We start from the raw sequence: 14,198 nt of genomic DNA on the forward strand, positions 1-14,198 counted from the left end.
CGGAGGCGGGGCTTCCTCATCACCTGAGGGCGTGTCAACGCAGGACGCGGGTCACCATGAGACCCGAACAGTCCTGCCCTCCCGCCGTGTCCGGCGCGTACACCCACTAAAGGGCCGTGAGTTGGGCCAGCAGGAGGACAGGGACGAGGCACGTCGCCGCCGTGGCCACCCGTCCCGGCCCCGGCGATCCGCCTCGCCCCCGCGCCCCGCGGCGTAGCGCCAACAGGAGTGCCAACGCCGCCAATCCGCACAACGGAGCGGCCCACGCCGTGACGTACAAACGCGTGAACGGGCCCAAGTAGCGGCAGTGCTGGAAGGTGTCGCCCTCGAAGGAGAAGTGGGCCACCAGGAGGGCCGCCGAGGCCACGGCCAGGAGCGGTACGAGCAGGGCCAGGGCCAGAGGAAGGCGCCGAGCGTAGGTCGGCGGCGTCGGCATCGGCGTCGGCACACGCGTCAGTACCAGTCCGGGGACGGCCGGACGATGCGCAGGTTCTGGTCGCCCTGGTTCTTCTCCGTCGAGGGGAGGCGGCCTTCGAGGCTGACGTTCTGGTACTCGTTGTTGTGCTGCGTGTACTTGATCTCGCCGTCCGGCATCACCGCGGTGACGATCGCCGCGTGGTGGGTGTTGCCCTTGTCCGCGGTGTCGGCCGTGCCGGCCTGTTCGTAGTAAATGATGTCGCCCGGCTTCGCCTCCGCCTGCGGGATCTCCGAACCGCCGTGCTTCAGCATGAAGTTCTGCTGGTTCTCGGCCGCGGCCCAGGTGTCGGAGTAGGAGACACGCTTGTCGATCGCGTCGACTCCGGTACGGGGGCCGGCCATCCAAGTGTCGTCGTCCGCAGGGCCCCAGAAGCTGGTCTTCTCCTTCATCCCGGCGTGCGCCAGGGCGTTGGAGACGAAGTTGGCGCAGTTGTTGCCGAAGTCGGTGGGGTCGGCCTTGTTCCAGTTGGCGACGGCGTACTCGACCATCTTCACGCGGTCGAACTTGCCGTCGGTGCCGCGCAGTTGATGTTGTACGGCGGCGGGGAGGCCGTCCAGGTGCGCGAGGGCGACCGGCTGGGCCAGCATCATGTCCTTGCGCTGTTCGGGCGTGAGGCCGTGCCACCAGCGGCGGGCCGTCGCCTTGTCCGCGCCGACCGGAATGTCCGCGGCGAGCATCTTCATCTGGACGTGGGAGGCGTGTTCCTGGAGGTCGCCGAGGGCCTTGTCCGGGTCGGTGACGCCGGTCTGGGCGGCGAGCCTGGCGAACTCCTTCGCCGCCAACTCGTCGGCGGTGGTGGCCTGTTCGACGGCTTGGTTGATGAGGTCCTGGACCTCGGCCCGGTGCTGTTCCGGCTGCTCGGATTCCGCGCCGGGGTCGGTGATCGTTCCGTCGGCGGAGATCTCCAGGCCGTGGCGCGCGGCGAGGTCCAGCGCGGCGTGCAGGGTGCTCTGCGCGGTCTCGATGGTGGTCGTCATGCCGTCGGCGACCATGTTGACCGCGAGCAGGATGTCGTACGCCGACTCGAGCTGGTTCGCGAGCTTCTCGAACTCGGCGGCCGCCGTGGCGCCGACCTCGTCCGTCCAGTTGTCGGCGAGCGGCTTGGCGCCGTACTCGCGCAGGTCCTTCGCCGCGCCCAGGGCGTGCTTGGCCAGCGCGTGCCACTCGCCGGCGGCCGTCGCCCAGGTCTTCGGGTGGGCGCCCGCCACACCCTCGTACGCGACCATGGTCAGGACCTCCCCGGGGCGGAGAGGTCGGTCAGGCCGGCGCACAGGCGGGACTCGGCCTCGGCGTCCGCGCGGTCGTAACTGTCCGCGGAATCACGCAACTTCGCGCTCAGCTCGCCCATCCGCTTGGCGAGGGACACCATGTGTTCCTCCCACTTGTGCGCGCAGGCCCTGAGCTCGGCGGGGCTCTGCCAGCCGTGGCCGTGGTGGGTGGCGGGCACTTCGTCGCTGGTGTCGAGTGCGTGGCTGAGGCGCTTGGCCGTCTGGCGGGCCAGGGACTCAGTGTCGTGGGCCGTGGCGCGTACGCGGTCGGCGTTGATGTCGATGTGGGCCGTGTCTGCCATGGACGTTGGACAACTCCCCCGTTGTGAACCGCTGTCGCCGGTCGTCGGCCGGTTCGAATCCGGCGATCATCGTACGGCCCTCCGGGCGGGGGCCGTCCGCACCGAGGCCTACGGTGACCGGCACCCCGCCGAACAGTGCGAGCGCCCCACGAGCAGCCCCACCGACGTCAGCACGGTGCAGAGCGGCAGAGCGGCAGAGCGGCAGAGCCTTCGTCGCACTGCGCTGACCAGTACGTATGACGGTGGCGGTGGGGGCAGGGGCGTGGCCGTGAGGTGTCGACATGGGCGGGGAGTGTAGGGAACCTGTCGCGTCCACCGCCCGCGAGATCGGTGACGTCTAGGCTCCGGGACATGACTTACGGCTCGGAATCCGACGAACAGCTGAAGGCGCCCAGGACGCTGAAGGCACGGTTCCAGGGTCAGGGGCGGCAGCGGATCGTGGCGGACCGCCGACGCGCGGCCCGGCAGGCGCGCCGGGTCTCCGCCGGGATCTCCGCGCTGGTCGCCCTCGTCGCCATCGCCCTCACGGGCGTCCGCCTCGGCCAGGGCAGCGAGGTGGGGGTGTGGACGGTGCTCTATCTCGCGGGTGGTGTGGTGAGCGGGTGCGGAGTGCTGCTCGCGCGCTTCGGGCGGACGCGGTGGGCGGTCGGGGCGATTTGTGTGGGGGCGGGGGTTGCGACGTTGGGGGATGGGCCGATGTTCGGGTGAGGGAGTGAGGGACGGGGCAACCACCCCTTGGCCACCAAACCGCCATTACCGATAAGTCCTCAACCATTTCACCCAAACTTTGAATTAGCACCGGGATACACCACCTCCACGGCTCCGACCGTAAACCGGACAAGCCACCCAACGCTGGTTACCTCCGCACAAGAGGCGCGATCACCGCTCACGAACGAAGAGAGTCCACCCGTTCGGGTACGGATCCATTTGAGGCCTTCGAGAGCACAGCACCGCAGGCCGAAGCCCAGCAGCGTTGCCGCCTGTCGAGCACCAGCCAGGGCCGCCCTTCGTGCGTCAGGACCGAGCCATTAAGGTTAATGGGACGGCAAAGTGACCTCACGGGGGGGGGAGTTGGAAGCGTGGCCGACGCCATGTACATCGACGAGTCGGAGCTCAAGAAGCTCGGAAAGAGTTTCGAGGCATACGCGTACGACCTTGAGAGCTACGTGAAGGAGTTCAGCTCCAAGACTGGGAGCGAACAGATTCACGACGGATTCGGCGTCCTCACAGAGTCCGAAGAAGTGACCTCTGCATATATCGAGTTGGCCGAGCACATGGTGAAGTCGCTTGGAAATCTCCGACGCCATTTGGACGACATCGGTGCAGGCATGCGGGACAACGCGAACAACACGGATTCCGCGGACGACGCAATGGCCGGCCTGTTCAAGGGGAACGGCCAATGAGCGACGAGAGCGTCGCCGAAAAAGTTTACGAAGCGGGCATTGAGATCGTCAATCCCGGTGGCCGCCCCGACGTCTTGCGGGACGCTGCTCGCGGCTGGCGATCCATGAACAAGCACCTCGAGAGCATGTTCTCCGAACTCGACAAGCAGGTGGAGAACACTCTTGGCGATCATTGGCGAGGAGATTCGGCCGACGCCTTCAAGGCGCACTGGAGCGAGCTGGCGAAGGCCGTCGACGAAACCCTTCCGGTCTTCGCAGAGGCGGCCAAGGGCTTGGACGAGGCAGCGGATTCGATCGAAGAGATCAATGACGAGATCCACCAGATCTACTTGGAGATCGGTGTCTCGGTTGCCGCGGGTGTCGCACTGTCCTTCGTGACTCTGGGATTCGGCGCGGCTGCCGGCGCTGCCAACGCGGCCAGGCTCGCTGCCCAGGCCGCCCGAGCAGCCACACGTCTCGGCGCCGTCCTGAGCAAGGTGGCCAGAGCATTCCGTGCGGTGCAGACCTTCGCCCGCGCAGGAAAGTGGCAGAGGTTCCTGGTAGAGATGGGCACGCAGTACACCGGCGGGTTCGCCTCCGGCGTGGGGACCAGCATCGCCAGTGGCAAGGGGCCCGAGTGGCGGGACAACGCCATCAACGCCGGATACGGTGCGCTGGGCGGCGCCGGGGCAGGAGCTGCTATCGGTGGGCGCCTGGGCGGCGGGATCATCGAGAGCACCGTGTCTGGCGGCCTCGGTGGAGCCGGGGCGAGTGTTGTGGGCGACCTGACCAACAACGCGATCAAAGGTGACGACAACGACGCCACCCAGATCACCATCGGCGCGGTCGCCGGCGGTCTCGGCGGCGCTGCGGGAGGTGCAGCCACCCATCATGCGGTCAACGTTCCGGGAGGCCTCAACGGAACGCGTGAGCTCGGCATCGATGTTGGCATCAATGGTGCCGTGGGCCTGGGAACCGGAGAAGCCGGTAACGACGTCAAGGATGCGCAGGAAGATGCTGCGAAGGGAAACGAGAAAGGCGCCAACAGCGTGAAGGAAAAGCCTGACACTGAAAAGTTCGGAGCATTCGGATGAGCCCGATGAGTACCGGGGCTGTTCGGCTCGGGCGGTGGGTTTCTCTTTGTGGGGTCGTCTCTCTCGTCGTCATCACGGGCAGCTGGCTGTTTCTGGGAGCGGGGCCCGTCAGGACCTCGCTCACGTGGGTGGGGCTCGCCGTCCTCGTGGGATGTGTGGTGGCGGTCGCGGGGCAGGGGCGATCCGGTGGGCGGGTGTCGCGTACGGAGGCGTACGGCTTGGCGGTGGCGTCCGTACGGGGGCCGGGCGCAGGCCAGTTGGGCGTGCAGTCGGTACCGGCGACGCTTCACGGGGCGCGTTGGGTCTGGATCCGGGTCGCTGCGGTCGCGGTCGCCGTGGTGACCACGGCGGTGCTCGCCGCGTGTCTCGGTTTCGCTCAGCCCGAACGTTCCGGGGCGGCTGCGGCCATCGCGGACGCCGACTACGTGATCGAGGAGTTGCCGATCGTCTCGGTCGCGGCCGTCGATTCCGCGGGGAGCAGTTCGCGGAGTTCGACCATGGCCGACTACACCGTCAACCTGCCGTCGGCGGAAGGTGATCGGACCACGCCCGCGACATTCCGCGCGTACAACGGCAAGGGCGTACGAGGGGTGGGTGAAACCTACGAGGTCGCCTACGCGCCGGAGCAGCCGGACCTCGGCGCGGTCGGCGACACCTCGGTCGACGCCGTCGAGGGACAGCTCACCGGGCATGCCCTGTCCTCCCGCAGCATTCCATTCGTCGCGGTCGGGTGGGCGATCGCGGTCGTCCTGGCGCTGGCCGTGGGGACGGGTGTCGCGGCGCGTCCTCGTCGTGAGCATCGCGTGGGCGGCGACTGGGTCGCGCTGCGGGCGGTCGTCACGGGGCAGGCGGAGCACGTGGAGGAGACCGGCGGTGGCATCGGCACTCCGACCAACCGCGGGAAGAGCGGCAGTCGTTACGCGTGCCTGACGTTGCGGACCGATGCGGGCGAGGACGTCCCGTTGGCGATCTCGGCGAAGCTGCGGGCGGCGGCTCCCGTACTCACCGGCACCGAGGGCCGGCTCCTGTGGAACCCGCAGGGCGGCGACAAGGCCAAGGTCACCGCGGACTTCGTCGCCGACGACGGCTGGCAGCTGCCAGGGCGCGTCCCCCGCACGGTCGCGGCCCACATCGCCGCCGGGCCGCGCGGTCCGGTCTCCGTCGACGCCGGTCGCCGTAGCAAGCTCCTCGAACTCGGCGGCTTCTGGCCGCGCACGGTGCCGCTGGGCCTCGTGGTCGGTCTGCTGGTCGCGGCCGCCGCGGCGGGGGCGTTGCTCGTGCCGGTGAACGGTGGTTGGCGGGTCTGGACGGCCCTCGTGGTGGTACTCGCGCCGCTTCTCGGCCAGCTGCTGGCCAAGGAGTCGGTGGAGAGCGCTCCCGGGGTCGCTGTGGAGACCTGACCCGGCTCGAATCGAACGCGCACGACGTGCTGTGCCCAGTACCGTCCGCGCACCAGAGTAGGTGCGCGGACGGCCTCGGCGATCTTCCGGAGAGGTGTGCGGCAGTCGACTGTGGGCCGGGGCGACCGCCCTACCTCATGAGCCAACCCGGTCGGCGAAGCGTCCCGCATGCGTGGACACGGACGCGGTCAGCGCGATCCACGAACCGTCGGCGAAGGCGAGTTCGAAGCGGCTCCGTTGGAGGAGGCCCTTGGGGTTCGCGCGGATTTCGGTGACAGACGCTCGATGCGCCTCCCATTGGGGCTCGTACACCCGCTTGAGCTGCCACAGTTTCGAGCGGTCGGCGAGTGCCAGGACCCGGCGGTCGGTCACGGCGAGCATGAGCACCACGGCGGGAAGGTATGCGGCGCTGTAATGCGTCACCAGGAATTGCCCGGCCTGGCCGTCCCAGCCGCCGTGCAGGGCCTTGCCGTGGGCAGCTCGCATCAGGCTGTTGTCGATCGCCTGCTCGGCCGACTCCAGTGCGTTCTCCACGCGCCCCATGGGCTTCGGCTCGCTCGGCCGCAGGAAGTTCCGCACCGGCCCGGGAAGGCGGGACTTGATCCGACGCTCCAGGTCGGACTGCTGCGACGGTGGATGCCGCAGCCACAGCGGCCGGTCCGGCGTCCCCGGCGCCAATCCGCACTCGCAGGCCGCGATCAGCTTCTCCCCGGGATGCAGGTGCGGCTCGACCTGGCTGCGGTACTCCGGATTCATCGAGTGCGTCCCCCGTACTTTTCACGACCCCGAACGTGGCTCCGGACATGCCACCGGGGGCGGCAGATGCTTTCGCATCCGCCGCCCCCGGTCACGTATCGCTGCGCGCGCGTCACTCAGTACGCGCGCGACGACGCGTTACGACCAGACGCTGGTGTTCCGGCTCTCGGTCGCCTGGTAGTTCTGGGCGGCCGTGTCGAGCGCGCGGGCGATCGACTCGAGCGTCTGGTGCAGGGACGCGGCGCGCTTGTCCCACTCCTGCTGCTTGGCCTGGTAGCCCTCCTGGGCCGCACCTTCCCAGCTCGAAGCGATGCGCTTGACGCCGGCCTCGAGGTCGTCGAGCTGCTGGCGGACGTTGCTGGCCGTGGACTTGACGTCCTGCGACGCCTGGGAAATGGTCTGGAAATTGACCAGAACCTGACCGGACATGATGTCTCCCCCGGGGGATGTTGGACGGAAGGGTGGTGAAGGATTACGACGGTGGCGCGCTGCCCACTGCCCGCCTGCGGCGGCGCGGGATCAGCGGCCGGGGAGGCTCATCCGAAGGGAGAGGCCTCGGCGCCCGACGAGACGTGCGAGATCGAAGCGGCCTGCTCGTCCTCGGACGTCTGGTAGTTCGAGGCCGTCGAGTCGATCGCTTCCTTGATCTCATTGAGCACGCGGTTGAGGGCGGTGGCGTCCTCGTTCACCTGGCTCTGCAGGTTGTTGTACGCAGTGGCCGCCTGGCCCTTCCAGCCGGACGTGATCGAGTCGACCACCGTCTGCAGTCGCTGGATCTCACCCTGGATGGACTCGTTCACCTGGGAGATACGGCCGCTGAACGCGACCATCTCCTCGTGCGTCACATTAAATTGACCGGCCATGGCCACTAGCCCCCATGAGAATTCGACATCGGTCCCCGCGCCGCTCGGCCCCCGGAGGGGACTGGGGTGCGGGTGGCACTTATCGACAGTGCCGCGACTGTACTTTAGCCACAACTGACACGGTCACCCAAGGCGGTTCCCAGGTGACCGGCCGTGCCGTGACAGGATCCACACAATGTCACGGGCCGACATGGGGCCACGGTGTGCACACAGGTCCCATACGTCCGTTACATCGGTTTCGTCAGTTACATCGAGTGTGTCGGTGACGTGAGCGGAGTCGGTTGCGTCGGTGACGCGAGCGAAGCCAGTTACGTCGGTGACGCGAGCGAAGCCAGTTACGTCGGTGACGCGAGCGAAGCCAGTTACGTCGGTGACGTGAGCGACAGCGTTGCGTCAGCCGAAGACGGATCTGGCGCGAGCGTCTTCCGAGTGTTGTCCGGGCCGGCCGGATCCACCGCTCTCCTCATTGCTCGGCCCAGTACTCGACCCGGCGCCCGGTTCCTCCGCCGCCGGCTGGTCCCCTCTGAGGCGTCCGACCCCGCTCTGAGCCGCGTCGCCGAGCGCCCCGGTCGCGCCCTCGACCGCGCCGTCCACCGCACCCTGTGCGCTCTCGCCCGGCGACGGGATCATTGAACTCGGGTCCAACGCCTCCGTAGCGGCGTCGCCCGCACCCGGCAGGCTCTCCGCGGTGCTGTCCACGATGCTCTGGGCCGCGGCCCCGGCCCCCTGACCCACGCCCTCGCCCGTCGCGTGCACACCCTCACCGATGCCCTCACCGACCGCGCCGAGCCCCTCGCTCGCGGCTCCGCCCACGAGCTTGCCCGCCGGGCCCATCCGCCCCGTGGCATCGTCGATGGCACCCGCGGCCCCGTTGACGGTCTCCGACGCGAACGTGCCCGCGCCGACCACGGCCGCCTCACCCCACTTCATGCCGTCCTGCGCGCCGAAGTGGTTCTGCACGCCCTGCTGGAGGAGGTTCTGCCCGGCCGCCTTGCCCGCCTCGACGGCCGCTTCCTTCACCACGTCGAGGACGATCTCCTTGACCGACTGCACCGCCTGCTGCTCGACGGCCTGAGTAACCTCCTGGATGAGCTTCTGCTTCAGCTCATCGAGGATGCGGCGCACGAAGAGCCGGGTCGCCTGGGTCGCCCCCGCCGCGCCGACCTCCGACAGACCGAACGTCACCGGTGCCGCGGCCTGCGCCGCCGCGATCTCGAAGGCCAGCGCGATGAGCTGCACGATGACCGCGATCTTGCTGGCGAGAACGATGACGGCGACCGCGTCGAGCGCGAAGGCGAGGATCTCGGCGGCCGTCGCGGCGTCCTCGAGGTAACCGCCCCCTCCGCTCGAGAACTTCTTCCACGCCTCCTCGAAACCCGCGGCCGCGTCACCGGAGTTGGCGCCGAGGACGGTGCTCGCGGCCGTGGTGCCGTCGCTCTGGGTGTCCCGGACCGCTGTGGCGAACTGTCGCCAGGCCTCGGCCGCTTCGTGGATCTTGTCCTCGTCGGCGTCGGGCCAGCTGTAGCCGAGCAGGTCGAGGACCCATGCGACCTCGTCGGGCAGGGTCAATGCCATGCCGTGTCACTCCCCCGTGGTGCGTGTGATGGTGGTGCGTGTGTTGGTGGCTCGTGGGTGCGGCGCACACGTACGTACGTGTGCGCATGCGTGCGTGTGTGCGTGCGGCGCGTGAGTGTGCTCAGCGGTCAGAACTGCATGCCAAGGCCCGGGCGGCTCGACTGCTGCCCGATCATGATCTGGGCCTGGTCGCCCTCGGTCACCTCGTACTGAGTGCCCATGACCTTCAAGTTGCCGCCGATCTTGTCGAGCTCGTCGGCGAGGTGCTCCATCGACGTCGACATGCCTTCGCGCACCGGCTCGTAGATGTCGTTGAAGGTCCCGATGATGTCCGCGCCCCAGTCGCTCTCGGCGCTTCCGAGGGCGGACTTCAGCTCCTTCGTGGCGGCCATGAAGGACTTGCCCAACTCGCCGAAGGAGGCGCCCTGTTCCTTGAGCACCGCCGGGTCCACGTCAAAGCCGCCTGAGCCGAAACCTGCCATGTGCTCCCCCGTGAATGTGCATGTGCGTGTGCATGCCCGTCATGCAAGTAGGGCTGGGTGGCGCGTAGTTGAGGCGCGCATCGGCCCGAGCCCACGGACGTAGAAGTCCGACAACACGACCTTAGTGATCCCGACGCACAGGACTCGCCTCAAAGCGCCGGTCTTCACCGGCTCCGCGCACGATTGCCATGTACCTGCGGTAGCGTTCCGCGACTGTCCACAACCGCATCCGTAGGCGCGGGGAGAGCCCTACCGCGATCCCTTCGGCACAGGGGGAATCACCCGAAAGATGTCCCACTACCAGCAACAGCAGCCGCCACCTCACCCGGCGCCCGGTGGCTACCCGCCCCCGAAGCACCAGGTCCCCTTCATGGCGCGCCTGATCGGCGTCGGAGTCATGCTCGTCACGCTCATCGGCGGCGGCATCCTCGGCTGGCAGGCGACGTACGCCGCCGGGCTGCGCGGGACACACGGCGAGTTCACGGTCTCCCAGTGCTCGGCGCACACCGTCAGCTACCGCTCGCACGGCAAGCACCGCACCCGCGAAGAGGTGGAGTGCCACGGGACGTTCACCGCGGACGGCGGCAAGGGCGACGACCCCAACGCCTACCTCGAACCGTCGTCCTCGCACTCCGCGGGATCGAAGATCTCGGTGACGCAGACGGACTCCGCGTCGACGCTGGAGAGCCGCCAGTTCTCGTACGTCGAGGCCAACGCCTGGAACGCCGGGCTGATGTGCGCCTTCGCCTTCGGGATGCTGATCGGCACCGCCCTGGGCGCCTTCATGACGGTGACCGGCTACACCGGTACGCGCAGCAGGGTTTCGTACGGCACCGCGTGGCGCTCCACGGCGGGCGGGGCGACGCGACCGATCATCTTCGGCCTGGCCGCGTTCGGGGCGCTGGGCGTGGTGGTGTCGTTGCTGCTGGGGCTGGCGCTGTAGGGGTCGTTGCAGTGGTGGTGGCGGTCGTTACAGCTGTCCCTGTTGTCGTCAGCGACAGACCAGCGTTGTCGTCAGCTATAGACCAGCGACACGACCGCGCCTCCGGCCGCGATGAGCACGCCCAGACCGGCCAGGCCGCAGAGGGTCGGACGCACGGGGCCCCAGCTCCCGATACCTCGCCACGCCTGGCCAATACTGATGCGGCCGTACGACGGGACCGGACGTCGATTCGTAGAGCTGGGCCGCGGCGAGTAGCCGGTGAGGACACAGAACAGACCAACGGCCACCGTGAACGCCCCGGCCCCCATCAAGAAGAGGGCGCGGGAGAGTTCGCTCGGGATCAGCTCGTCGCCCGCGTAGTCGGAGTACCCGTCCGGGACCTTGAAAGCGGCCACCTCGCCCGGGTCGCCGTGCCAGAGCATCTCGGCCGAGACCCCGGTCACCGTCTGCCCGTTGACGTCGTCCTCGAACGTTCCCTCGCACTCGTGGTGGTCACCGGCGAAGGCGCACGACTCGATGCGGAACGTGCCGGGGTGCGCCGTGACGGTCGCATGCCCATTGAGGGCACCGGCCCCGGCCAGCCCGAAGAAGAGGCCCAACAGGACGACGAACGTTCCGAACAGCCAACCGCCCAGGTGCTGTAGGACATAGACACTGCCGGTCTGCCGCTCCTCCTGCCCGATGACCATGTCACGCACCCCCCGCCAGCCAGCTCCCGACGAACAGCACCGGGCACAGCACCGCAACCACCACGAGGATCGGCAGCGCCGGACCGCGCTCATGTCGCACGACCCGCCACGCCTCCTCCAGGGTGACCCGGCCGAAGCGGCGTTCACGTTCACGCCAGACACCGATGAACGGGCCGTAGTGGAGGGGCGGTCGCGGCTGGTAGCCGGTCAGCAGGAAGAAGGCGCCGACGAGCCACAGCAGGTCCGTGAGGCCGAGCCAGAAGAGCGCCCTGGACAGCTTGGCCGTGGTGAGTTCGCCGTCGACCGTGGCCGTGTAGCCGTCGTCCGTCTTGAACGCGGGGAGTGCGGCGTTCGGGACGGCGTCGTGGTCCCACCGCACGTCGGCGCCCTGGGTCTTCTCGCCGGTCTCGTCGTCCTCGAAGGTGCCGGTGCAGGTGTACGCCGCGCCCGCGGGCTCGCACGACTGGACCACCACGGATCCCGGCCGCGCCGAGACCGTCACGTGCCCGTCGAGGTACCCGACGCCCGCCCAGGCCGTCGCGCCGCCGATGACCACGATGGCGAGCCCTGCCAGCCAGCCGAACATGCGCCTGAAAATGTAATTGCGCCGCTCCACGTACTGGTCGGCGGCCCCCGTAGATGTCACGTCAGCGCCCGTCCTCAACGAATCCTGTTGTCACGCGGCGGGGCGTTCTTCGGGTCCTCGTCCGGGTCGTACTCCCGGACCTTCTGCCGCTCTTGCGGCGACATGTTCCGCCACTGCTCCCGCATGCCGGACAGCCCCTCACCCAGGGCGCGATGACCCGACGGCGAGTCCAGTACGTCCTTCAACTCCATACGTCCACCGAGGAGTTGACGCGCGAGATCCTGCAACGCGGGCGGAGCGCCCTTCATGTCGCGGACCTTGCGCAGCGACGCCGTCAGGTGCTCGTTCTGATCCTCGGTGAGGTTCTTGTCCTCGATCGGGTACTCGCGCTCACCCTGCGGACCGAATCCATTGCCACCACTACTCATGGTGTGGTGCCCCCTAGCTGTGTGTCTGTGTACGTGGCGAAGCGCCTTCACCGCCGCCGTCCGGTGCCCGGCTCGGGCGCGGGCTCAGGCGGGTCGCATCGCGTCCCGTACCCTAACGGACCGGGCCGCCGGAGCCCGCGACCCCACCCCCACCCCACACCCCCACCGAAGGTCGGTAGTCGCGTGAGTCAGCCTGTGCAGGCGCAGCCGAGGACCCGCTTGCGGGATCGCGGCGTTCTCGGATTCATGTTCATTGCGATCTTCGTGGTGATGGCGGCCTGGTTCTCGCTCCAGGCCGTCTACTCCAGCGGAAATATCGGAACTAGCGGGACTTTCAAGGCGATTTCGTGCAAAGAGTCCTTCGGCAGGGCTCCCGGGGGCTCCCACAGAAACGGCTCCTCGCACGATCCGCAGGTGACGTGCAAAGGCGCGTTCCGTCCCGACGGGGGCGGCGCGGCCGCCGCATCCGTCCGTATGACACTGCTTCCCGGGGACGCCCCGGTCCCGGACGGCGACGACTACATCCGACGGCTGATGGACTCCGGAGGTAAGGGCACTGAGCTGCACACCGCCCGCCTGAACCCCGACTCGGTGATCGGAAACTTCCTCGGCGAGTTCAATACGTCGAATCCGGGGAAGACGGAGCGGTCCGCGCTCGCCGTGCTGTTCAGCCTCTTCTTCCTCGCGGCCGGGATCTTCTGCCTCCGGGCGGACTGGCCGCGAGGCGGCGGCGGGAGCGTCCCACTCAAGGTCGCCTGGAGTCAGAGCATCGGCCCGGGGACGCGCGGCACCGTGATCACGGTCGCCTCCATGGCGGTCGTCGGCATCATCCTGACGAAGATCTTCATCTGACCGGTCACGCACGTGGGCCCCGAGTCGAGTACGACTCGGGGCCCACGGCGTTGCCGGGCGTGCGTTACGCCAGGAACGTCAGCAGCGGTCCCGTCACCAGCAGCACAAGACCCAGGACGCAGAAGCCGACGATCGACCACAGGATCAGGGCTCGGGAGCGCACGATCTGCCACGCCTCCCCGAAGGAGACGCGACCCCACCGGGACCAGCTGCCGGACATCCGCGGCGGGCGCGGCGTGTATCCGGTCGCCAGGAAGAAGGTGCCTACGCCGACCATCAATGCGGCAGCACCGAACGCCATCGATGCCCCATCGAGCATCCCCGTGGTGACCTCGCCCGGGTTGTCGTACGAGTAGCCGCCGTCCGGCGCCCGGTACACGGCCGCGAGGCCGCCCTTGAACTGCTCGGTGGGCGCCACGAAGAGGGCGTCGTCGAACATCCGATGGTCCCCGGCGTCCTCTCGGAACGCGCCGGTAGTCGTCCCCGGCGGGCGCACACGCGGCGAACCCGAACAGTCCGGGCGTGCCGGCGCCGTCCTGGGGAGTGACGTGCCGGCCGACCCAACCGCCCGCGGAGATCAGGATCTTGATGGCGAACACGACGAGCACGGCGCCGATGATCCAGCCCGTACCGCGCCGCGGTACACGAACGAGCGACGGGTCCGATGGCGCTGCCATGCCTCGCTGTTGGTGGCCATGGACACTAGCGGACCCTGCCGTCGCGCCCGGGAGCGTTCTTCGGATCCTCGTCCGGGTCGTACTCCCGGACCTTCTGCCGCTCCTGCGGCGACATGTTCCGCCACTGCTCCCGCATGCCGGACAGCCCCTCACCCAGGGCACGGTGACCGGACTGCGAGTCCAGTACGTCCGTCAACTCCATACGTCCACCGAGGAGTTGACGCGCGAGATCCTGCAACGCGGGCGGAGCGCCCTTCATGTCGCGGACCTTGCGCAGGGACGCCGTCAGGTGCTCGTTCTGCTCTTCGGTGAGGTTCTTGTCCTCGATGGGGTACTCGCGCTCACCGAGGGCGTCGTAACCATTGCGCTTGTCAGCGGTCATGGGATGGGTCTCCTTCGGCTGGAACGGTGACGGGCGGGCGA

General features: G+C 68.4%; 19 protein-coding genes. 6 read left to right on the plus strand and 13 right to left on the minus strand.

Annotated features, from left to right (window positions below; genetic code table 11):
* Positions 1-106: 106 nt before the first annotated feature.
* From ABT004_RS10225 to ABT004_RS10235, 3 genes are read right to left on the minus strand one after another with little or no spacing between them, the layout of a single operon-like run.
* Positions 107-448 (minus strand): hypothetical protein, encoded by a 342-nt coding sequence (locus ABT004_RS10225; RefSeq protein WP_351333700.1) that lies wholly within the window; start codon positions 446-448, stop codon positions 107-109.
* A gap of 5 nt (positions 449-453) precedes the next feature.
* Entirely contained in the window at positions 454-1,704 is a 1,251-nt protein-coding gene (locus ABT004_RS10230) for an amidase domain-containing protein (RefSeq protein WP_351333702.1), read from the minus strand.
* A 2-nt stretch (positions 1,705-1,706) separates the two neighbouring features.
* Positions 1,707-2,048 carry a type VII secretion target gene (locus ABT004_RS10235; protein ID WP_351333705.1) on the minus strand — a complete coding sequence of 114 codons (342 nt, stop codon included), beginning with the start codon at positions 2,046-2,048 and terminating at the stop codon, positions 1,707-1,709.
* Positions 2,049-2,399: 351 nt separating this feature from the next.
* Here ABT004_RS10235 and ABT004_RS10240 point away from each other — a divergent pair, with 351 nt between their 5' ends.
* The 4 genes from ABT004_RS10240 to ABT004_RS10255 all read left to right on the plus strand — a co-directional run bounded on the left by ABT004_RS10240 (position 2,400) and on the right by ABT004_RS10255 (position 5,924).
* Positions 2,400-2,756 (plus strand): hypothetical protein, encoded by a 357-nt coding sequence (locus tag ABT004_RS10240; protein WP_351333708.1) that lies wholly within the window; start codon positions 2,400-2,402, stop codon positions 2,754-2,756.
* Between the two features lie 371 nt (positions 2,757-3,127).
* Complete coding sequence (locus ABT004_RS10245) at positions 3,128-3,451, plus strand: hypothetical protein (protein ID WP_351333711.1); 324 nt, start codon at positions 3,128-3,130, stop codon at positions 3,449-3,451.
* The gene (locus ABT004_RS10250; protein ID WP_351333713.1) at positions 3,448-4,524 is read left to right on the plus strand and encodes a WXG100 family type VII secretion target; all 1,077 of its coding nucleotides are present in this window, start codon (positions 3,448-3,450) and stop codon (positions 4,522-4,524) included. Before ABT004_RS10245 ends, ABT004_RS10250 begins: the two co-directional genes overlap by 4 nt.
* Positions 4,521-5,924 (plus strand): hypothetical protein, encoded by a 1,404-nt coding sequence (locus tag ABT004_RS10255; RefSeq protein ID WP_351333716.1) that lies wholly within the window; start codon positions 4,521-4,523, stop codon positions 5,922-5,924. Before ABT004_RS10250 ends, ABT004_RS10255 begins: the two co-directional genes overlap by 4 nt.
* Before the next feature lie 135 nt (positions 5,925-6,059).
* Here ABT004_RS10255 and ABT004_RS10260 read toward each other — a convergent pair whose 3' ends face one another.
* The 5 genes from ABT004_RS10260 to ABT004_RS10280 form a co-directional block, all read right to left on the minus strand.
* Positions 6,060-6,680 carry a hypothetical protein gene (locus ABT004_RS10260; RefSeq protein ID WP_351333719.1) on the minus strand — a complete coding sequence of 207 codons (621 nt, stop codon included), beginning with the start codon at positions 6,678-6,680 and terminating at the stop codon, positions 6,060-6,062.
* Between the two features lie 138 nt (positions 6,681-6,818).
* Positions 6,819-7,109, minus strand: a complete 291-nt coding sequence (locus ABT004_RS10265; protein ID WP_351333721.1) for a WXG100 family type VII secretion target — start codon at positions 7,107-7,109, stop codon at positions 6,819-6,821.
* Positions 7,110-7,216: 107 nt separating this feature from the next.
* A complete protein-coding gene (locus tag ABT004_RS10270) occupies positions 7,217-7,543 on the minus strand; it encodes a WXG100 family type VII secretion target (RefSeq protein ID WP_351333724.1) in 327 nt (108 codons plus the stop codon).
* Positions 7,544-7,936: 393 nt separating this feature from the next.
* Complete coding sequence (locus ABT004_RS10275) at positions 7,937-9,118, minus strand: WXG100-like domain-containing protein (protein WP_351333726.1); 1,182 nt, start codon at positions 9,116-9,118, stop codon at positions 7,937-7,939.
* Positions 9,119-9,246: 128 nt separating this feature from the next.
* Complete coding sequence (locus tag ABT004_RS10280) at positions 9,247-9,600, minus strand: WXG100 family type VII secretion target (RefSeq protein ID WP_351333728.1); 354 nt, start codon at positions 9,598-9,600, stop codon at positions 9,247-9,249.
* 289 nt (positions 9,601-9,889) lie between these two features.
* Between ABT004_RS10280 and ABT004_RS10285 the strand changes: the two genes are divergently transcribed.
* On the plus strand, positions 9,890-10,543 hold the full coding sequence (locus ABT004_RS10285; RefSeq protein ID WP_351333730.1) for a hypothetical protein: 654 nt from the start codon (positions 9,890-9,892) through the stop codon (positions 10,541-10,543).
* A gap of 71 nt (positions 10,544-10,614) precedes the next feature.
* Here the strand turns inward: ABT004_RS10285 and ABT004_RS10290 are convergent, their stop codons facing one another.
* The 3 genes from ABT004_RS10290 to ABT004_RS10300 are packed head-to-tail and all read right to left on the minus strand — an operon-like array spanning position 10,615 to position 12,246.
* Positions 10,615-11,232, minus strand: coding sequence for a hypothetical protein (locus ABT004_RS10290; RefSeq protein ID WP_351333733.1), 618 nt, complete (start codon positions 11,230-11,232; stop codon positions 10,615-10,617).
* A gap of 1 nt (position 11,233) precedes the next feature.
* Positions 11,234-11,878 carry a hypothetical protein gene (locus ABT004_RS10295; RefSeq protein WP_351333735.1) on the minus strand — a complete coding sequence of 215 codons (645 nt, stop codon included), beginning with the start codon at positions 11,876-11,878 and terminating at the stop codon, positions 11,234-11,236.
* A gap of 14 nt (positions 11,879-11,892) precedes the next feature.
* A complete protein-coding gene (locus tag ABT004_RS10300) occupies positions 11,893-12,246 on the minus strand; it encodes a hypothetical protein (RefSeq protein WP_351333738.1) in 354 nt (117 codons plus the stop codon).
* A gap of 474 nt (positions 12,247-12,720) precedes the next feature.
* Here ABT004_RS10300 and ABT004_RS10305 point away from each other — a divergent pair, with 474 nt between their 5' ends.
* Positions 12,721-13,098: a hypothetical protein gene (locus tag ABT004_RS10305; RefSeq protein WP_351333741.1), complete on the plus strand. Its 378-nt coding sequence runs from the start codon at positions 12,721-12,723 to the stop codon at positions 13,096-13,098.
* A 64-nt stretch (positions 13,099-13,162) separates the two neighbouring features.
* On the opposite strand, the gene ABT004_RS10310 is transcribed toward ABT004_RS10305, so the two are convergent.
* Positions 13,163-13,537 carry a hypothetical protein gene (locus tag ABT004_RS10310; RefSeq protein WP_351333744.1) on the minus strand — a complete coding sequence of 125 codons (375 nt, stop codon included), beginning with the start codon at positions 13,535-13,537 and terminating at the stop codon, positions 13,163-13,165.
* A gap of 263 nt (positions 13,538-13,800) precedes the next feature.
* Entirely contained in the window at positions 13,801-14,157 is a 357-nt protein-coding gene (locus ABT004_RS10315) for a hypothetical protein (RefSeq protein ID WP_351333747.1), read from the minus strand.
* Positions 14,158-14,198: the final 41 nt, after the last annotated feature.

The sequence above is a fragment of the Streptomyces sp. NPDC002790 genome, assembly GCF_040295505.1.
Classification (GTDB): domain Bacteria; phylum Actinomycetota; class Actinomycetes; order Streptomycetales; family Streptomycetaceae; genus Streptomyces.